14 protein-coding genes are annotated in these 19,108 nt (G+C 51.0%); 8 read left to right on the top strand and 6 right to left on the bottom strand.

What is annotated here, in order from left to right; translation table 11 throughout:
• Positions 1-49: 49 nt before the first annotated feature.
• The 3 genes from prfB to ACNA05_RS08260 all read right to left on the bottom strand — a co-directional run bounded on the left by prfB (position 50) and on the right by ACNA05_RS08260 (position 4,991).
• Positions 50-1,163 (bottom strand): peptide chain release factor 2 gene (gene prfB / locus ACNA05_RS08270; RefSeq protein WP_415810979.1). Its coding sequence is split into 2 segments (ribosomal slippage): positions 50-1,093 and positions 1,095-1,163, totalling 1,113 coding nucleotides; the frame shifts between segments, so codons are not numbered across the junction.
• Between the two features lie 14 nt (positions 1,164-1,177).
• Entirely contained in the window at positions 1,178-3,925 is a 2,748-nt protein-coding gene (locus ACNA05_RS08265; protein WP_415810978.1) for a penicillin-binding protein 1A, read from the bottom strand.
• Positions 3,926-4,070: 145 nt separating this feature from the next.
• Positions 4,071-4,991, bottom strand: coding sequence for an N-acetylmuramoyl-L-alanine amidase family protein (locus ACNA05_RS08260; protein ID WP_415810977.1), 921 nt, complete (start codon positions 4,989-4,991; stop codon positions 4,071-4,073).
• Between the two features lie 423 nt (positions 4,992-5,414).
• Here ACNA05_RS08260 and ACNA05_RS08255 point away from each other — a divergent pair, with 423 nt between their 5' ends.
• The 7 genes from ACNA05_RS08255 (at position 5,415) to ACNA05_RS08225 (ending at position 15,221) form a co-directional block, all read left to right on the top strand.
• The gene (locus ACNA05_RS08255; RefSeq protein ID WP_415810976.1) at positions 5,415-8,423 is read left to right on the top strand and encodes an Rne/Rng family ribonuclease; all 3,009 of its coding nucleotides are present in this window, start codon (positions 5,415-5,417) and stop codon (positions 8,421-8,423) included.
• 107 nt (positions 8,424-8,530) lie between these two features.
• The gene (locus tag ACNA05_RS08250; RefSeq protein ID WP_415810975.1) at positions 8,531-9,955 is read left to right on the top strand and encodes a M48 family metalloprotease; all 1,425 of its coding nucleotides are present in this window, start codon (positions 8,531-8,533) and stop codon (positions 9,953-9,955) included.
• 63 nt (positions 9,956-10,018) lie between these two features.
• Complete coding sequence (locus tag ACNA05_RS08245) at positions 10,019-10,744, top strand: DsbA family protein (RefSeq protein ID WP_415810974.1); 726 nt, start codon at positions 10,019-10,021, stop codon at positions 10,742-10,744.
• A gap of 144 nt (positions 10,745-10,888) precedes the next feature.
• Positions 10,889-12,310, top strand: a complete 1,422-nt coding sequence (gene radA / locus ACNA05_RS08240; protein WP_415810973.1) for a DNA repair protein RadA — start codon at positions 10,889-10,891, stop codon at positions 12,308-12,310.
• Positions 12,311-12,330: 20 nt separating this feature from the next.
• Positions 12,331-13,005, top strand: coding sequence for a CvpA family protein (locus tag ACNA05_RS08235; RefSeq protein WP_415810972.1), 675 nt, complete (start codon positions 12,331-12,333; stop codon positions 13,003-13,005).
• Positions 13,002-14,495: an amidophosphoribosyltransferase gene (gene purF / locus ACNA05_RS08230; RefSeq protein WP_415810971.1), complete on the top strand. Its 1,494-nt coding sequence runs from the start codon at positions 13,002-13,004 to the stop codon at positions 14,493-14,495. The genes ACNA05_RS08235 and purF overlap by 4 nt, the downstream gene beginning before the upstream one ends.
• Positions 14,496-14,504: 9 nt before the next feature.
• The gene (locus ACNA05_RS08225) at positions 14,505-15,221 is read left to right on the top strand and encodes an SDR family NAD(P)-dependent oxidoreductase (protein ID WP_415810970.1); all 717 of its coding nucleotides are present in this window, start codon (positions 14,505-14,507) and stop codon (positions 15,219-15,221) included.
• 37 nt (positions 15,222-15,258) lie between these two features.
• Here the strand turns inward: ACNA05_RS08225 and ahr are convergent, their stop codons facing one another.
• From ahr to ACNA05_RS08210, 3 genes are read right to left on the bottom strand one after another with little or no spacing between them, the layout of a single operon-like run.
• Positions 15,259-16,263, bottom strand: a complete 1,005-nt coding sequence (gene ahr / locus ACNA05_RS08220) for an NADPH-dependent aldehyde reductase Ahr (RefSeq protein WP_415810969.1) — start codon at positions 16,261-16,263, stop codon at positions 15,259-15,261.
• Between the two features lie 17 nt (positions 16,264-16,280).
• Positions 16,281-16,508, bottom strand: coding sequence for a helix-turn-helix transcriptional regulator (locus ACNA05_RS08215; RefSeq protein ID WP_415810968.1), 228 nt, complete (start codon positions 16,506-16,508; stop codon positions 16,281-16,283).
• A 2-nt stretch (positions 16,509-16,510) separates the two neighbouring features.
• The gene (locus ACNA05_RS08210) at positions 16,511-16,987 is read right to left on the bottom strand and encodes a DUF2178 domain-containing protein (RefSeq protein WP_415810967.1); all 477 of its coding nucleotides are present in this window, start codon (positions 16,985-16,987) and stop codon (positions 16,511-16,513) included.
• A 129-nt stretch (positions 16,988-17,116) separates the two neighbouring features.
• Between ACNA05_RS08210 and ACNA05_RS08205 the strand changes: the two genes are divergently transcribed.
• Complete coding sequence (locus tag ACNA05_RS08205; RefSeq protein ID WP_415810966.1) at positions 17,117-19,087, top strand: alpha/beta fold hydrolase; 1,971 nt, start codon at positions 17,117-17,119, stop codon at positions 19,085-19,087.
• Positions 19,088-19,108 lie beyond the last annotated feature (21 nt).

Here is a 19,108-nt window from a genome sequence, read left to right as displayed (position 1 = left end):
CTCACTTATATATCGAAATCAGCCGCCAATAGGTGGCTTTTTTTTATGCTCAGTTTTCTTCTCCGGCATTTACGCGAGCTGACAGAGCAGCCGCCATAAACGGATCCAGTTTTCCATCTAAAACGCCGGACGTATCAGACGTTTCCACCCCGGTCCGTAAGTCCTTCACCATCTGATATGGCTGAAGGACATAGGATCGAATTTGGTGGCCCCACCCAATCTCCGCCTTATTATCAGCTTCGGCCTGAGCCGCCGCCTCTCGTTCCTGGAGCTCTTTCTCGTAGAGCCGCGCCCGTAACATATCCCACGCTTGCGCCCGATTTTTATGTTGGCTCCGGTCATTCTGGCACTGCACAACTATCCCGGTCGGCTCATGCGTAATACGCACGGCAGAGTCGGTTTTATTAACGTGTTGTCCCCCGGCCCCAGACGCGCGGTAAGTATCGACGCGGCAATCACTCTCATTAATTTCAATCTCAATCGAGTCGTCGATTTGAGGATATACCCAAACCGATGCGAAACTGGTGTGTCGCCGCGCTGAGCTATCATAGGGCGATATACGCACGAGACGGTGCACGCCAGATTCAGTTTTCAGCCACCCAAAGGCATTATGGCCTTTCACTTTGATTGTGGCTGACTTGATGCCTGCCCCGTCGCCGTCCTCGTGTTCGATCACTTCGACTTTCATATTTCGTGAATTCGCCCAACGGGAATACATTCGAAGGACCATTTCGGCCCAGTCCTGGGCTTCAGTGCCGCCCGCGCCCGGATGAATTTCAACGAAACAGTCATTAGCGTCAGCTTCACCGGAAAGCAGAGCTTCCAGTTCGGCTTCGGCCGCTTTCTCTTGGACTTTAACCAACGCCTGTGCCGCGGCCTCAAGCATCTCGTCATCGTCGTCCATTTCTGCCAATTCAGCCAGTTCGACGTTGTCTGACAAATCGCTTTGAAGCTTTCCAATCGACTCAAATGCGCTTTCAAGACGAGAGCGCTCTTGCATCAAAGTTTGAGCTTTTTGAGGATCGTCCCAAAAGGACGGATCTTCGGCGAGAGCGTTTAATTCTGCCAAGCGGTGTTCAGACGGCTCCCAGTCAAAGACGCCTCCTCAGCAGCTCTATAGACTGCTCAATTTCAGTTTTCATTTGAGAAATATCGGCACGCATGGCGGTCAAATACCTTAATACAAGCCGTCGTCAATAGTTTCCGGTTCTGGGTCTTCCACATCCGGCGTCTGACTTTGTGAGTCCGGCTCCTGCAGGGAGCCTGTAGGATCAAACACACCCTCTTCGGTCTCACCCTCTCCGCCCTGGCCTGCCCTTCCAAAAACTGCGCCGCCATTTTCAAGAGCCTCCCTTTGGTCAAAACGACGACTCTGACCATAATAAGAGCGAGTATCAGAACCACTGCCTACGCGAATGCTTGAGGATAGCTCCCCGACTCCGGGCTCTGTGCCGGGACGATAGGCTTCCAGTATGAAATTCGGCGCCCCAATGTAAGAGCTCGCTCCGGTATTACGATTGACGGGAGCCAATGTGACGCCTTCGGGAATCCGGAAAGGCACAGGAGACGTACCCTCCAATGCGTCTTCCATGAAGTCTTTAAAAATCGGTACAGCAGCAGAACTGCCGGTTTCCCTCCCCATAGACTCGGGTGTATCCATTCCGACATATACGCCTACAACCAAGTCCGGAGAAAAGCCCATAAACCAAGCATCTTTGGAATCATTCGTTGTGCCTGTCTTCCCGCCTAATGGCCGCCCTAAGCTACGAACAGATCCGCCGGTTCCGTTTTCGACAACGCCCTGCATAATATACGTCATTTGATAGGCCGTAACCGGATCGATAATTTGAGTTCGGAGATCCGGTAACTCCGGTGGAGGATTACCTTCATATTCTTCTTGTTGGCATTCATTACAGTTAACATTGCCATGGACAAAAATAGTCTTCCCGGTTCCGTCTTGGACCCGGTCGAGGATAGTGGGCGTGACCGATTTCCCACCATTTATCATTTCAGAATAGGCAGTCGCCATTTTAAGGAGCGTTGTTTCTCCGGCACCCAGCGCCCAAGCCAGTTCGGGCCGGGGGTTTTCATAAATCCCGAAGCGCTTGCTTATATCCATAATCGGCTCCATGCCGATGTCATTGGCTAAACGGACCGTCATGGCGTTACGGGATTTTTCAATACCCAACCGCAACGTGCTCAAGCCATAAAACTTTCCAGAGTCATAGTTTGAGGGTTTATAATATCTCTCACAGTTCGCTCCCGCGGAGGCCCCTTCCTGACAATTCACGTCGTTGCGTTCAATTACAAAGGGCGCGTCCAGAACCTGACTGGACGGCGTATATCCATTTTCCAGGGCCGCTGCATAGACGAAGGGTTTAAAGGCGGAACCGGGTTGTCTCTGGGCTTGTGTTGCGCGGTTAAACTGACTTTGTTCAAAGCTATAGCCCCCGACCAAGGCCAGAACCCGACCGGTATGTGGGTCCATCGCGATTAAGGCTCCATTGATCTTTGGAACTTGGCGCAAATTATACTCGTCAGTGTCTTCCTTGCGCTGAACAAGAATGATGTCGCCCACGGAGACGACTTCTGTTACGGATGCTGGCTGATTGCTATAACGCCCATTTGGCAGAGCTTCCCCGGCCCATCGGATATCTTTTAGCCACATTGTCCCTGAGGTGTCTTGGTCTTGAAGTAACGCATTCTCTGCTGAATCTTCTCTTGCCTCGGTTGCGACCTCAGCCGTGACCGCCGTTACAGTCTCGCCTATGTTTTCCGAAGCTGTCGCTTCTACTTTAGGGGGAGAAAACCCTAAGTCTGCCTTATCTTCTTCGACAGCCAGTACGATAGCGACGCGCCAATCCTCTACATCTTTGGGTCCTTCATATTCTCTCAAGCGGGCCTGCCAGTCGTCGAGATTGTCCCAATGCGTGAGAGGTCCGCGATAGCCATGCCGACGGTCAAACATTTCCAGGCCGCGGCGCAAAGCCCGGCGGCCGTTGAGCTGCATTGAGGTGTCGAGCGTCGTACGGATCGACAACCCACCGGTGTAAAGTTCATCATAGCCATACATTTGCGAGATTTGCTTTCGCGCTTCTTCAACAAAATATTCAGCCGCGAGATATTCTTCGCCTTCGAGCCGATCGGTCAAAACAATATCTGTCGCTTTGGCCGCTTCGCCCTCAGCTTCCGTGGCGTATCCGTCCTCTACCATACGGCTGATGACATAGGCTCGGCGATTAAGAGCCCGTTCTTTTTTGACTGGGTCATGTATTTGGTAATTTGACGGCGCTTTTGGAAGTACGGCCAAATAAGCCATCTCTTCCAAACTGAGGTCTTTCATCGGCTTCCCGAAGTAATTCAAAGACGCCGCTGCGACGCCATAAGCGCCCCGGCCAAAGTAAATATCATTAAGGTATAGCTCAAGAATTTGATCCTTGGTCATTGCTTTTTCGATACGGCGAGCAATAACAACTTCCCGGATTTTCCGGTCAATATTCCGCTGGTTTCCTACAAGGAAGTTCTTGGCGACTTGCTGGGTCAGTGTGGACCCGCCCTCTAGTCGGCGGTTATTCAAGACATGCCCAACATTGGCGATCATCGCGCGGGCGAAGCCACGTTCATCGAACCCGTCATGCTTATAGAAACGCTGGTCTTCGGCCGCGACGAAGGCATGTTGAAGTTGGAGTGGGACGCTTTCAATAGGTACGAACACACGCGCTTCAGTCCGGAATTCACTGATAAGTTTTCCGTCCCCGGCATGAACACGGGACATCACCGGCGGCTGATATTCTTTTAAAACTTCAAGGGTCGGGAGGTCTTTGGTCGCTTTGACGACATAAACAAACGCGAAAATTGCCAGGGCCACCGCAAAGCCGAAACCAATTGCGATTACCCATTTCAATATACGGAGAAACTTAGTCATAGACAGCCAGATACCCTTCGAATCGGCCCTTAGTTTGGCAACCAATTCTGTCGAATGTAAGACTTTAATGTGAGAGATTGAAGGCGCAATTATATTCTTCAGTCAGGCCCTGCGCCTTAGACCTCAAAAAGTTGTTTAGCAGAGCTTATCTCTCTTCGGCAAAATACCGATCAATTGAGCTAACAACAGACCTCATCATCTTATCTCGATGTGAGGATTGAAGTAGGAGTGTCTCGTCCTGGGGGTTTGATAAAAAACCAAGCTCTAATAGAACCGCTGGCACATCCGGGGCTAGTAGCACAAAGTAACCGGCGCGGCGATGTGAGTTCCCGACCAACTCAGTTGAACCAGAAAGTTCGGATAATAAAATATCCGCAAATTGTTCAGATTGGCTTTCAGTCTTCCTTTGTGCGAGATCGACCAAAATATCTCCCACAGGGTCGGACTGTTTGGATAAATCGACATCCACAATCCAGTTTTGCGAGCTACTTACCAGTTTTTTGGAACGTCCCTTTGCGCGATCAGCCAAAGTGTAAACAGAAGCTCCACGAGCGGATCGTGTCCCTGCACTATCGGCGTGGAGAGAAATGAAGAGATCTGCCCCGCCCTCTCTTGCCACGCGCAAACGTAGGTCGTGATCAACATAGACATCCCTATCCCGGGTCATTCTAACGTCATAGCGTCCCGTTCTCTCGAGCAGGGCTTTTAGCGAGTTTGAGGCTTTGGTCGTGATCTCTTTTTCATACGTCCCCTTTACGCCGATCGCTCCTGGGTCGCGGCCTCCATGGCCGGGGTCAATGAAAATAACAGGTTTACGCGAAAATTCCGACTGATCGATTGCTCCATTTATGTGGGGGGCCAAACGGGGGTGCGGAACACTGTTTTTAAAGTAACGTGGTTCTGTAACTATAGGCGCCCGGCGCGGCGCGGGAGCCGCCACGGCTTGGCTCAGTGTTGGTTTCACGCGGGGAGTCACATTCGGCCCCGCGCACGCCGACATAGGCAAGAATAGGGCGGTCGTTGTCAGACCGCCAAGTAAAGTTAATAACTTGCGAATAGAGGCCATACTCACCTTATTTACGGATGGGAGTGAATAAACTCTTACAGTGACATGCGTTTATCACAGCTAAAATCACCTTTCAAAGATATCAATATGAAATAGGCTTTGCAAACCAGTTTAATATGGGGCAAACATGGATTCAGATAAGAACGGCACCGACACATCCGTCGCAAGGTGCGGACCCATTTTTTTCGGCCCTACCCCTGTCCCTATCTTATCTACGCGGTTGGCATATTTTGTGTCTAATATCCGCGATACTGAGAGTTTTGATGCACGCAGGTAAGTTCAATATGACGCACTCCCGGCCAGATGACCCGAAAGGTCAGGCAGGAATGTCTTTGCGCGCTTTTTCACCCTATTCCTTTAATCATTTGCAGCCCCTCTTGCCGCCTACAAGGCCCATGAGAGCGAGGCGCAACGGAGTTTTCCATGTCAAAGAAAATGTTAATCGACGCCTCCCACCCGGAAGAAACGCGCGTCGTTATTGTCGATCACAACCGCGTTGAGGAGCTCGATTTTGAGAGCCGCAATAAGCGTCAGCTGCGCGGCAATGTCTATCTCGCCCGTGTTACACGGGTAGAGCCCTCCCTTCAGGCCGCCTTTATTGAATATGGCGGCAATCGCCACGGTTTTCTCGCCTTTTCAGAGATTCATCCCGACTATTACCAAATCCCTTATGAGGATCGCATGGCGATACTCGAAGAGGAAGAAGAACATAGTTCCGATGAAGACGACCCCGAGGCAGATAACGAAAACTCTAGCGACGACGTTGAACGCGACGAGAATGTCGATCCAGACGCCCAGGACGCGGCCGATGAAAATGACGCCGAAGTTGCGGACGAACAAGCCAAAGTGGCGAGTACGCGCCGAAAGCGTATTTCCCGCCGCCGCTATAAAATTCAGGAGGTCATAAAACGCGGCCAGATTATTCTGGTTCAAGCTGTCAAAGAAGAACGCGGCAATAAAGGCGCCGCGATGACGACTTACCTTTCACTCGCCGGACGTTATTGTGTCTTAATGCCCAACACTCCCCGGGGCGGTGGTATCTCCCGTAAAATTTCCAATGGCTCTGACCGAAAACGTCTGAAGTCCGTCATGGGCGATTTGGATGTCCCGCAAGGCATGGGCGTGATTGTTCGAACCGCCGGGGCTAAACGCACTAAGGCCGAAATTAAACGCGACTATGAGTATCTGTCTCGGCTCTGGGGGGATATTCGCGAAACAACCTTGAAATCCATTGCGCCTGCCCTCATCCACGAGGAAGGCAATCTCGTGAAGCGTTCCATCCGGGATCTTTATAACAAAGACATCGACGAAGTTTTGGTCGAAGGTGAAGAAGCCTATAAAACGGCCAAGGCCTTCATTAAAATGCTTATGCCAAGTCACGCGAAATTCGTGAAGCAGTACAAAGACGACATCCCTCTTTTCCTCCGTTACAACGCGGAAAGTCAGATCGAAAACAGCTTGTCTCCTCTAGTTCAGCTCAAATCCGGCGGCTACCTTGTCATTCATCCGACCGAAGCCCTTGTTTCAGTTGACGTTAACTCCGGCCGCTCCACCAAAGAGCGTAATGTTGAACGCACGGCTCTGAAAACCAATCTGGAAGCCGCAGAAGAAGTCGCGCGCCAAATGCGCCTTCGTGACTTGGCTGGTCTCATCGTGATTGATTTCATCGACATGGATGAAAACAAGAACAACCGTTCAGTGGAACGGAAAATGAAAGATTCTCTGTCTCAAGACCGGGCCCGCATTCAAACCAGCCGAATTTCACAATTCGGCCTTATGGAAATTTCACGTCAGCGCCGCCGTCGTAGCCTGCTGGAAGGCTCCACAACCCCCTGCCCACACTGCGCAGGTGTAGGCCGCAAACGCACTGTAGAGAGCAGCGCACTGGCAGCGATTCGCGCTGTCGAAGAAACAGCGGCTCACGGCGAAGCCGAGCGTATCCGGTTGAAAGTCTCTCCGGATGTCGCCTTCTACCTCGTGAACGAAAAACGGGATCTACTGACACAGGTCGACCAAGATATGGGCGTCTTCACAGAAGTTCTCGCAGATGATGAGCTTATCCGTCCGCATTACGAAATTGAAATTACTGAAAAGAAGGACCGGAAAGGCCCCGATCCTTTGGACGAAATTGAAAAGGAGTTTCGCCGCCAGCGCCAGAAAGCGCAAAACGCCCCAAAAAAGCAATCGTCCAAATCCAAAGATGATGATTCCTCAGACGAAGACGAGTCAGACGAGACTTCGAATGACGCAGAGGAGTCTTCTGACAACTCGGATGAAAAACGGACAGGTCGCCGCCGAAGCCGCCGCGGACGTCGTGGAGGACGTGGTCGTTCCCGGTCTCGTAATGACAATCAAAATGAGGAAAGCGACAACGACAAAACCTCTGAGCCATCCGATAACAAGAAGTCTGACAATGAGTCGGCGCCCGACGGTCTAGAAGTTATCGACCCAAAAGCAGAGTCGGACAGCAAGCCGAAATCACGTCGACGCCGCGCAACTCGCAAAGCTCCGACTCGTAAGTCGGATGATAGCAAATCTGACTCCGATGTATCTCAGAAGAGTAACGAGCTGAAGCAAGAAGCTGACAAGGCCGATCCGAAAGCAAATGAAAAAGATGCGGCGAAAGCCAAATCGCGATCAAGCCGACGTCGTAAAGCTCCGTCTAAGAAATCTTCTTCAGACGAGACATCTCTTAAATCAGATTCGGGTTCAGATTCGGATAAAGGCTCCGCTCCTGTGCAAGAAGAAAAAACGGCAGCCAAATTAAAAGCCTCATCAAACGGTAGACGCCGTGCGGCCCCGTCGCGCAAACCAAAAGCTGATAACGAAGCGGGTACCGAAGCGGACGCAAAGCCTAAACGCAGCCGAAAAGCGCCTGCAAAAAAAGCAGCAACAAAGAAGGCTCCCGCGAAAAAAGCAGAAGGAACGGATGAATCTTCTAAACCGGCTCGGAAACGCAAAGCCCCTACAAAGGCCGCAAAAGCCTCTGATAAAGCTGAAAATGCAACGAAAGAATCGACTGCTAAAACTGAAGCTGTAAAGTCCAGCTCGCGCCGACGCGCCGCACCTAAAAAGAAAGTTGCGGAACCATCGGACTCAAATGACGCGGCGACAAATGAAACCCCAAAAGCAAAGAAAGAGACCGCAAAACGCCGTGCTCCTGCTACAAAGGCTTCAATCGCTAAGTCAGGCGACGCCCCCGCAACAGAGGCTAAACCAGCAAGACGCCGCGCTGCCCCGTCTAAAGCTTCGGACATAGCGACAAAGTCTCCTCGTACGCGTAAGGCTCCTCCCAAAAAGGCCGCAAGTGAAAAGTCAGACCCCAAACCTGACCCTGACCCTGCCCCCGCATCGCAACCTCAGAAAAGCGATCCAAAATCTGAAGCGCCGCCTAAGAAAAAGAAGCGGAGTTGGTTCGGGTTAAAACGATAAACTCTCTGTGACCGCGAAACATTGCAGTCACTGCTTTGTTACGCCTGCGTAACTTGACGGAGTCACACGGTTTTGAAAAACTCACGCCATAACTTAAAGGACTAGGTGTGGCTGTTAGACACTTCATACGCGGGCTTAAAATCAGTGCGATAGCGCTGACCTGCGCGATCATTCCGGTCGCGCAAACCCACGCGCAATCTTTGCTTCGGGACACTGAAATCGAAGAGACTCTCAATGATTTCACGGACCCAATTCTCAGGGTCGGGGGGTTGTCGCCTGCATCTGTCGATATTTATTTGGTCAACGACCCCTCCCTCAACGCATTTGTCACGCGGGGACAGAACATATTCCTGCATAGCGGGCTTATCCTGGAAGCTGAAAACCCGAACCAGCTTAAAGGCGTTATCGCCCATGAGACCGGCCACATTGTTGGCGGACATATCGTTCGATCGGATTACGGCAGTCGAAGCGCTTATGGATCTATGCTGGTCGCGGCCGGGTTAGGACTGGCGGCTATTCTCGCCGGCGAAACTTCCGCCGGAGCGCTTATTTTGGGCGGGTCTTCGCAGTTCGGAACTTTAGAGGTTCTGTCTTACTCCCGCGTCAACGAATCTGCTGCCGATCAATACGCCGCAAGATTTATGGAAGCGACGGGACAATCAGGTATAGGCTTAATTGAGTTTTTTGAGAAATTCCGGGCTCAGGAAGTTTTATCGCAGGCCCGTCGTTATCCCTATTTCCGTGGACACCCTCTTTCATCTGATCGAATTGATGCTTTGCGGGAGCGAGTTGATGAGAGCGAATATCGCACCGTGACCGACCCGCCCGAAGACCAACATGATATGGATATGATGAAGGCCAAGCTGAGAGGCTTTCTTGAAGGGCCTCAACTCGTCTTCTCGCGTTATCCACTCTCTGATAAAAGCCAATATGCGCGTTATGCCCGCGCCGTCGCCTTTTTCCGATCTGCGAGTTTGAACAATGCGATTAAGGAAATCGACTCACTCATCGAGGAAGAACCGGAGAATCCTTATTTCCACGAATTGAAGGCTCAAATTCTCTATGAAAGCGGACAAAGAGAAGACGCCCTGCCCCCAGCCCGCCGCGCCTTGGAATTAAAACCCGATGCCCCCCTGTTAAAGATTGCTCTCGCGCAGTCCCTCATAGAAACACGCGAGGGTCCACAGGTCGAGGAGGCGGTTTCACTTATCAAGTCAGCTTTACAAGATGAACGTGACAACAGCTATGGTTGGTATTTGCTGTCCTTAGCCTATGGGCAACAAGGCAATGACGCCTTGGCAAAATACGCGAGTGCTGAACGCTTTTATGCGATTGGGGATATTCAGCGCGCCCGATCTTTTGCCCAGCGCGCTCAGCAAGACCTTCCCCGCAATGAACCACAATGGCGGCGGGCTTCGGATATCGTCGTTGTTTCCGATGCGCAACTTGCGAGAGAAGGCAAAAGAAGCCGCGGACCAAAGCCGTTCTCTCTTAATGTCTCACAATCCGGTGAGCCCTCTCTTCCCCGTTAAATTTCTGAAGATTTCTTAATCGCGCCCTGATATAGCAGCGAAAATTAGAACAGGTATAGATTCATGAAACGATTTCTCATCGCCGTTTCGGCAACCGCCATGGCATTTTCACTCAGCGCCTGCGCCCAAGCGGGGCCAGGGCCGGATATGAAAGAAGCTGACGTTGAGCGTATTATAAAAGACTATTTGATGGAAAACCCTGAGATCATTCGGGACGCCTTGATTGAACTTGATGAACGCCAAGACCGTGAAGCGATTGCGGCTGTTTCCAATCAAATCTTCAATGACCCGCGCGACATTAGTGTTGGCCCAGACGACGCCAAGGTGACCGTGGTTGAATTTTTTGATTACAATTGCGGGTTCTGTAAAAACTCCACTCAGTGGGTCGAAGATCTGTTAGAAGATTATCCCGATGATGTGCGCGTTGTTTTTAAAGAACTGCCTATCTTGGACAGCCGATCTAAAACTTCCCGCTACGCCGCCAAAGCCGCTCTCGCGGCGGGGCGACAAGATAAATATACCGAAGTCCATTTTGCTCTTATGGATCAACGGAGCCTGACTCAGGAACGCATTCGTCAAGTCGTGAAAGATAGCGGTGCGGACATGAAGAAATTTGAAGCCGACATGAAAGATGTCGCTCTGGACCGTCAAATCGAAGATACGCTTCTGCTCTCCAGCCGCATACCGGCTTTGACCGGCACGCCATTCTTCTTGGTCAATAATGATTTTGTTGCAGGGGCTAATACCAACCGGCTAGACGAATTACTTGCGAAAGCCCTTGAGAGCTAAAGGGCTACCGCTCACCTTTATAACTAACGTCAGACGCCTCACAGATAAATACTGTGAGGCTCAAAAGCATAGAACAAACCATAAACATTTGTTGACATTTATCGCATAGTCTGGCTCTATCCCTAAGAATCGGAGCGAGACCTTATGCCTAAACCGACAACACAATTTGTGTGCCAGTCCTGCGGAACCGTCCATGGGAAATGGGCCGGACGGTGTGATTCCTGCGGGGAATGGAACACCCTTGTTGAAGAGATCACAGCTCAAAATGAACGCCCTGCCCATAAGAGGCGTAAGGGGCGATCCGTCGACTTTGTTGATCTTGGCGGGGAAAGTCGGGACGTCCCGCGCCTGAGTACAGGCATTGCCGAATTAGATCGCGTCACCGGAGGCGGATTGGTCCCCGGCTCTGCCCTATTAGTGGGCGGCGACCCCGGCATTGGGAAATCAACTCTTCTCCTTCAAGCCACAGGCAAGTTGGCCAAAAGCGGTATCAAGACTGCCTATATTTCAGGCGAAGAATCCGTAGGACAAGTGCGGCGCCGGGCAAAACGGCTCGGTTTGGCTGACAGCCCGGTTTCCCTCGCAGCAGAAACCTCTCTTGGCCCGGTCATAGATGGTTTGATGGCTGAAAAACCGGATGTCGTTATCATCGATTCCATTCAAACCCTCTGGACTGACCAACTCGGCGCGGCTCCTGGCACTGTCGCCCAGGTGCGGGCCTGCGCTCAAGAATTGACCCGTTTTGCCAAAAAACGCGGCACTTGTGTCATCTTAGTCGGGCACGTCACCAAAGATGGTCAAATTGCGGGCCCTCGCGTGGTTGAACATATGGTGGATGCCGTGCTTTATTTCGAAGGGGATCGCGCTCATCAATTCAGAATTTTACGCGGTCACAAGAATCGCTTTGGTCCTACAGACGAAATCGGTGTCTTCGAAATGCTCGAAAGCGGACTTGGGGAAGTGCCCAACCCGTCCGCACTTTTCCTCAATGGACGTCGAGATTTATCAAGCGGTGCCGCCGTTTTTGCCGGGCTAGAAGGCACCCGGCCCGTCCTGACAGAAATACAGGCCTTGGTCGCCCCTGCCGCCTTTGGCACGCCGAGGCGCGCTGTCGTCGGATGGGACAATGGCCGCCTAGCTATGGTCTTAGCGGTTCTAGAGGCTCGGTGCGGTGTAAGCTTTGCGGGAAAAGATGTTTACCTCAACGTAGCCGGCGGCTTACGTATCAATGAGCCTGCTGCCGACCTCGCAGTCGCCGCTGCGCTTGTCTCTTCGGCTTTCGATATGCCCCTCCCCGCTGATACAGTCGTCTTCGGCGAAATTAGCCTGTCCGGCGATGTTCGGGCTGTCGGGCGGTCCGACGCAAGGTTAAAGGAGGCCGCAAAATTAGGCTTTAAAAAAGCCATAGCGCCCCGCCCTCTTAAAACTGATCAAGGGAAAACCGACCAAGCTAATGAAAATGCGGCACTGCCGATAATTGCAATCAAGGCTTTGCCCGACCTCGTTCGCCGTGTAGAAGCCAGCGCAGAAGCCGGGAAGGATTGGGAGACCAATTGGGCGGCGTAGACTTATAAAGCGAGCCTCGTATGAGTATTGGACCGTTTGCCTTTAACGGATTTGATGTCGTCGTTCTCGTCATTCTGCTCATATCCCTTATAATTGCCTTACAGCGCGGCTTTCTTCGAGAAGTGCTCTCGCTTGTCGCCCTGTTAATGGCCGGTATCCTAACGCTTTTTGTCTGGGGCCAATTTCGCTATCAGGTTCAAGACTTTATTTCGCCGTCCTGGTTAGCTGACGCGACCCTAGGTATAGGGACATTTGCCATTGTTTACCTGTTGGCCGTTTTTATTCTGTCGAAAATATTCGGCGAGCTGGAAGCCCCGCCGGCAAAGTTTTTCAATCGCTCACTCGGGGCCGTTTTCGGAATTTTCCGAGGACTGATCTTGGCAGCACTTGGCGTAATGGTTTTAACTGCCAGTCACCGCGCCAGCATGGAAGCTCAAGATTTCAAAAGAGACATTTTAGAAAACCCTGGTATTTATCCATCCGACATAATGAACCGAATGCCGGAATCCATGCGAGATCAAATGGAGGCTCCGCCTAAACCGCTTCCGGACTATCTCGAAACCTCTACTTTTTACCCGCTTCTGAACCGCATCGGGAATGTCATCCGAAATCTACCTTTTGCGGAGTGGAAGTCTTACGCAGACCGTATTAAAGACGGCGATATTGACGCTTTCAGCCGGGAGATTAGCGAATGACCGATATATCTACATCAGGACTTATAAATCCTTCCTGTGAGATTGATTTGAATGAAGATAAAATCCGCGAAGAGTGCGGGGTCTTTGGTATCTTTGGTATGGAAAACGCCGCGTCTTTAACGGCTCTCGGCTTACACGCATTGCAGCATCGTGGCCAAGAAGCCTGCGGCATCGCCAGTTATGATGGCAAAAAATTTCATACGGAAAGACATCTTGGCCTAGTAGGAGATAACTTTACCGGCGAAGATCCCTCCGAGCGTCTACCGGGTCATATTTCGATTGGTCACAACCGTTACTCTACGGCCGGACAAACCGTCCTACGGAATGTTCAGCCCCTCTTCTCTGAGCTGCACTCCGGCGGCTTTGCTCTCGCCCATAATGGCCATATTACGAATGCTTACGCCATTAGGGAGCATCTCGTTGAAAAAGGGGCGCTATTTCAATCGACCTCCGATACCGAAGTCGTCATTCACCTCATCGCGCGTAAGAAATCGGGCGAGTTTATTGATCGGTTTGTAAACGCCATACGCCAGGTTGACGGCGGTTACGCTTTTGTCGGCATGACCGAAGATATGCTTATCGGCGCGCGGGATCGTTTTGGCATCCGCCCTCTTTTGATTGGCCGGGTCGGCGACAGCTATATTCTCGCCTCTGAAACCTGTGCATTTGACATGATTGGCGCCACGTTTATCCGCGAAGTTGATGCCGGCGAAGTCGTAGTTATCAACGCCGACGGCATTCGTTCTTTTACCGCCTTTCCAAACGCCCAGTGCAGGCCCTGTATTTTTGAATTTGTCTACTTTGCCCGGCCCGACAGTATTGTCGGCGGGAAAAGCGTCTATGAAGTCCGCAAACGCATGGGCCGACGTTTGGCGCAAGAAACACCGGCGGATGTGGATGTTATCATTCCCGTCCCTGATAGCGGCGTCCCCGCCGCATTGGGGTATAGTCAGGAAACAGGTACCCCGTTTGAGCTTGGGATTATCCGAAATCACTATGTCGGACGGACATTTATCCAACCCACGCAACAAATTCGGGATATGGGCGTGCGGCTGAAACATTCGGCCAACCGCTCTATGATCGAAGGCAAGCGTGTTTTGCTCGTCGACGACTCAATCGTGCGCGGCACGACCTCCACCAAAATTGTCCGCATGATCAAAGCCGCTGGGGCGAAAGAGGTTCATTTCCGGTCGGCCTCACCGCCCATCAAACATCCAGATCACTACGGAATTGATATGCCGACTAAGGACAAACTTTTGGCGGCAAATTATGATCTGAAAGCCATGACTGAAATGTTAGAGGTCGACAGCTTAGGGTTCCTCTCTGTTGAGGGTCTTTATTGGGCCATGGGCGCCGAGAAACGCAACGCGGATGCTCCGCAATTTACCGACCATTGCTTTACCGGCGATTACCCCACTCCATTGATTGACCGAGACCGCGAGGCTAGCGGAGAATCCAAACAGCTCTCTTTCCTCGTCGAAGTTGCGTAAGGTCTGATTATGTCAAAACCTTTGAAAGGACGCGTCACCCTCGTGACAGGTGCTTCGCGCGGAATCGGTTACGCCGCTGCAGAAGCGCTGGCCGAGGCCGGGTCTGACATTATTGCTCTCGCCCGAACACAGGGCGGGCTAGAAGCCCTGGACGACGCCGTAAAAGCCAAAGGGCAAAGCTGCACGCTTGTTCCTATGGATTTAACCCAAACAGACGGAATTGACCGTTTAGGCGCGATCATTAACGAAAGATGGGGCAAACTCGACGGACTTTTGGCGAATGCAGGCATGCTGGGCGAGATTACGCCCGTTCCACACCTTGATCCAAAAACCTGGGACAAACTCGTTAACGTCAACCTAACCGCAAATTACCGGCTTATCCGCTCCCTAGATCCCCTTCTACGAGCGTCTGACTCAGGGCGCGCCCTTTTCCTAACGTCAGGGGTCGCAGCCACACGCCGAGCCTATTGGGGCGCTTACGCCGCGACCAAAGCTGGTTTGGAAGCTTTGGTCCAATCTTATGCCAAAGAAGCAGAGGTTACGGCACTAAAGGTCAATTTACTCAACCCCGGCGCAACACGCACCGCGATGAGGGCGAAAGCCATGCCCGGCGAAGACCCGAGCAAGCTCCCAAACCCTTCAGACATTGCGCCACTGATTGTAAAAATGCTGTCTCCTGAATACTCAGAGACGGACCAGATTATAAATTACCGCGAGACAGTTTAGCCTCGCGCATAATTTCTTTTAATTGGATCAGCTGACCCTAATTCGTCAGCACGACTCGGTAGCGCGCTTTTCCGCTCTCGAGATGCTCCAGGGCTTCATTGACCTTTTCCATTGGGAAGTATTCTACCATTGGTTTGATATCGTGACGTGTACAAAATTCGAGCATTTTTGCGACGCGGTCCGGAGAGCCCGTGTCTGAGCCGCCCACGGATTTACCACCTGAAATCAAAGAGAAAGCGGGGATGCCCATAGGTTTATCTACGGCTCCGACCGTAATCAATCGACCATTAGAGCGTAAAGTGGCAAGGTAGCTAGGCCAATCCAGGCTGACATTAACGGTCGAAAGGATAAAGTCGAACTTGCCTTTCAACTTCTTCATTGAATCGGCGTCACGGCTATTGGCAACATGGTGCGCGCCCAACTCCTTCAATTCGTCTTCTTTATCCATAGACGTCGTAAAGGCCGTCACCTCGCAGCCCCAAGCGCGCGCAAATTGCAACGCCAAATGCCCTAGACCGCCTATGCCGATAACGGCGACGCGGTCTGTTGGCTTCAAATCGTAATCGACGAAGGGCGAAAATACTGTGATACCGCCGCAGAATAGCGGCCCCGCCGATTTTGCGTCCATTCCGTCTGGAATAGGCACAGCCCAAATATCTTGGACACGAACGCGATCTGCAAATCCGCCTTTGGAAATAATTGTCGGGACACCTGTTTGGCAACGCTGTTGCGTTCCAGATAAACACGGCGCGCAATGCATGCAGCTTTCGGCATTCCACCCTACGCCCACGGTTTGGCCTACTTTAAGGTTTTTTACAGCACTCCCGATCTCCGTAATTTCACCTATGGCCTCATGACCCGGCACCATGGGATACTGCCCAAAACCCCAGTCATTGTTAATCATTGAAAGGTCTGAATGGCAAACACCGCAGGCGGACACTTTCACATCGACTTCATGCGCGCCTATTGCCCCCGGATCAAAGCTGTAAGGTTCGAGTTTTGCACCGGCTTCTTTGGCGGCATACGCGTTAATATCAGTCATAGTTTTTCCTTAGTGATTTAGTCGAGATTAGACGGATCAAATACGAAAAGTCCGTCGATAGGTTCCTTTAAGACGTGGGCAATGCGGAAAGCCAATTCAAGTGAAGGCGCATAACGCTCGGCCTCTACCGCTATAATCGTCTGGCGGGTTGCGCCCACCCTTTCGGCCAGCTCGACTTGGGAGTACCCATTTAACACACGTACGCGCTTAATCTTATTTGTTATGTTAGACTTCTTACCTCCCATGTTTAGGCCTTGTAAGCCCACAATATGGTTGCATGACGATACAAATCTGAAAGATATGAAATCACACAGAGCGCAAAGATCATCTCGATGGGCTCAATTACAGAGACAGGTCCTTGATAAACGTCACCAATAACAAATTGAGCTAAGAGGGTAATGATTACGAAGCCTACCCCTAACTGAAGCAAACCATATGCGGCTTGGCTGCCTTTTCGGGATATCTCTATATCTCGTTCATCTTTTTGAAACCGCTCTTTTTTCTTACGAACTTCAAACGCGATAGAGACACCCGCGTGCAGGATGATCGTAATGACGACCAATTTGACAATAACCCCACTCATCTGCGCCGGACTGAAATTCTGTGGAGAAAGCCCAAACCCTCCGGTCATGGCATTCCAGAACCAAATAAGAATTGCCCCATCTGCCAAAATTTTAATCCAGCTCTGACGTTGCGGCTCCGTCATTTCTTCTATGCGTGTCATCTTGCAAACCTCCAAAATGTAAGATATCTTTTACATAAGGAAGGAAAGAGTGAGTGTAAAGTATTTTTTACATTTTCAAGTCTTTTAATCGTGCTATCATCAATGAAATTCACGAACGGGGAGATTAAAATGAAGTACTTTTTACTAACGAGCGCTGCGGTATTGGCACTGGGCGCATGCCAGGCTCAATCGAACGCCTCTACAGCTTCGGAGCCGGTTGCCGAACAACAGGCAGAAAAAGAAATTCCTAAATTCTCAGCCGAAGCCTTTTTTCAAACCACAAGTTACGGCCTCCCCTCTAGTGCGGGGAAGGCATTTGGAGCCTCTAGCGGTGACTTATTGGTGACTTCTGATGAGAGCGGGATTTTCAATGCGTACAGACTAAATGCGGAAACGGGCGAAAAAACCCAACTTACGGACTCTAAAGAAAACCCAATTTCCGCCGTGAGCTGGTTTCCTGATGACGAGCGTTTTCTCTACACCTCCGATGGCGGTGGCGATGAACTCAACCATGTCTATGTGCAAGAGCTGGACGGGTCCGCAAAAGACCTGACGCCAGGAAACCCTGTCAAAGCCAGCTTTATAGGCTGGTCAGATACCGGCGACAGTTTCTTCCTGATGACCAATGAACGGGATGCCAAAACCTTTGATGTTTACCGTTATCAAACGGAAGATTATTCGCGCGAAATGATTTTTGAAAATGACGGCAAACAAGTTGATGCGATCAGCAGAGATGGCCGTTATTTGGCCCTAACGCAGAACCGCACCTCAGCCGATTCAGATATCTATCTTGTAGATATGAAAAGCCGGGATCAAACCCCGACTCTTATCACAGAACATGAGGGAAATATTTCTCACGCCTCGAATGAGTTCTCTCCTAACGGAGAGTACTTGATTTATGCGACTGACGAATTCGGCGAATTTACCCAGGCTTGGCAATATAATATTGAGACCGGAGAGAAATCAGAACTCCTGAAAGCGGATTGGGACGTCTCTTACGTTACTTACTCCCCAAGCGGCCGATATCGCGTGAGCGGCATAAACGATGACGGGTCAACAAAAGTTACAATTCGCGATCTGACAGAAAAAAAAGACGTAAAACTAAATGACCTGCCGGAGGGAAATGTCAATTCCGTCCGCTTCTCCGCTGAAGAAGACCAAGTGGCTTTCATTATGAATGGCGACAGGGCGCCGTCAGACATTCATGTCGCCTCACTTGCCAGCGGAGACGTTAAAGGACTGACAAATGCATTAAACCCAGAAATTTCCTCTGATATGTTGGTTGAAGGCGAAGTCGTTCGATACGAGAGTTATGACCGACTGGAAATTCCAGGCATCCTTTACAAACCACACGGCGCTAGCGCGGAGACGGCCGTCCCTGCCCTTATCATGGTTCATGGCGGTCCGGGCGGGCAAAACCGCAAGGGCTACAATGCAACCATTCAGCATTTGGTCAATAATGGCTACGCGGTTTACGCCATGAACAATCGTGGCAGCTCCGGCTATGGTAAGACCTTTTTCCATATGGATGATAAAAAACACGGCGATGTCGATCTGAAAGACGTGATCGCGTCTAAGGATTTCATGGCGGAGTATGAGTGGGTTGATGGAGAGCGTATCGGCATTATAGGCGGGAGTTATGGCGGCTATATGGTTGCCGCGGCTCTAGCCTTTGAACCCGAGGAATTTGATGTTGGCATCAATATCTTCGGTGTCACCAATTGGGTACGGACGCTGAAATCTATTCCGCCCTGGTGGGAAAGCTTTCGGGAATCCCTCTATGATGAGATGGGAGATCCGGCGACCGACGAGGAGCGTCATCGCGCTATTTCACCGCTTTTTCATGCGGAAGATATCAACAAGCCTCTCTTAGTCGTTCAAGGCGCTAACGATCCACGCGTGTTACAAGTTGAAAGTGATGAATTGGTAGAGGCCGTTCGAAAAAATGATGTGCCAGTCGAATATATTATTTTCGAAGATGAAGGGCATGGCTTCAGAAACAAATCCAACCGAATCGAAGCCTCAAATGCCTATGTCGAGTTTCTCGATACTTATCTGAAATCGGCTTCTGATCCGGATCCGGTAGCAAGCCAAGAATAGCCTTAATCAAAGTAGCGGCGC

It is taken from the genome of Litorimonas haliclonae, from assembly GCF_965138505.1.
Classification (GTDB): Bacteria; Pseudomonadota; Alphaproteobacteria; order Caulobacterales; family Maricaulaceae; genus Litorimonas; species Litorimonas haliclonae.
The sequence above is the reverse complement of the archived record's forward strand: the minus strand, read 5'-3'. Positions and strand labels throughout refer to the sequence as shown.

Coding starts and splice junctions, on each gene's coding strand:
- ACNA05_RS08265 (WP_415810978.1), bottom strand. CDS start 3,925: ATGACTAAGTTTCTCCGTATATTGAAATGGGTAATCGCAATTGGTTTC.
- ACNA05_RS08260 (WP_415810977.1), bottom strand. CDS start 4,991: ATGGCCTCTATTCGCAAGTTATTAACTTTACTTGGCGGTCTGACAACG.
- ACNA05_RS08255 (WP_415810976.1), top strand. CDS start 5,415: ATGTCAAAGAAAATGTTAATCGACGCCTCCCACCCGGAAGAAACGCGC.
- ACNA05_RS08245 (WP_415810974.1), top strand. CDS start 10,019: ATGAAACGATTTCTCATCGCCGTTTCGGCAACCGCCATGGCATTTTCA.
- radA (WP_415810973.1), top strand. CDS start 10,889: ATGCCTAAACCGACAACACAATTTGTGTGCCAGTCCTGCGGAACCGTC.
- ACNA05_RS08235 (WP_415810972.1), top strand. CDS start 12,331: ATGAGTATTGGACCGTTTGCCTTTAACGGATTTGATGTCGTCGTTCTC.
- purF (WP_415810971.1), top strand. CDS start 13,002: ATGACCGATATATCTACATCAGGACTTATAAATCCTTCCTGTGAGATT.
- ACNA05_RS08225 (WP_415810970.1), top strand. CDS start 14,505: ATGTCAAAACCTTTGAAAGGACGCGTCACCCTCGTGACAGGTGCTTCG.
- ahr (WP_415810969.1), bottom strand. CDS start 16,263: ATGACTGATATTAACGCGTATGCCGCCAAAGAAGCCGGTGCAAAACTC.
- ACNA05_RS08215 (WP_415810968.1), bottom strand. CDS start 16,508: ATGGGAGGTAAGAAGTCTAACATAACAAATAAGATTAAGCGCGTACGT.
- ACNA05_RS08210 (WP_415810967.1), bottom strand. CDS start 16,987: ATGACACGCATAGAAGAAATGACGGAGCCGCAACGTCAGAGCTGGATT.
- ACNA05_RS08205 (WP_415810966.1), top strand. CDS start 17,117: ATGAAGTACTTTTTACTAACGAGCGCTGCGGTATTGGCACTGGGCGCA.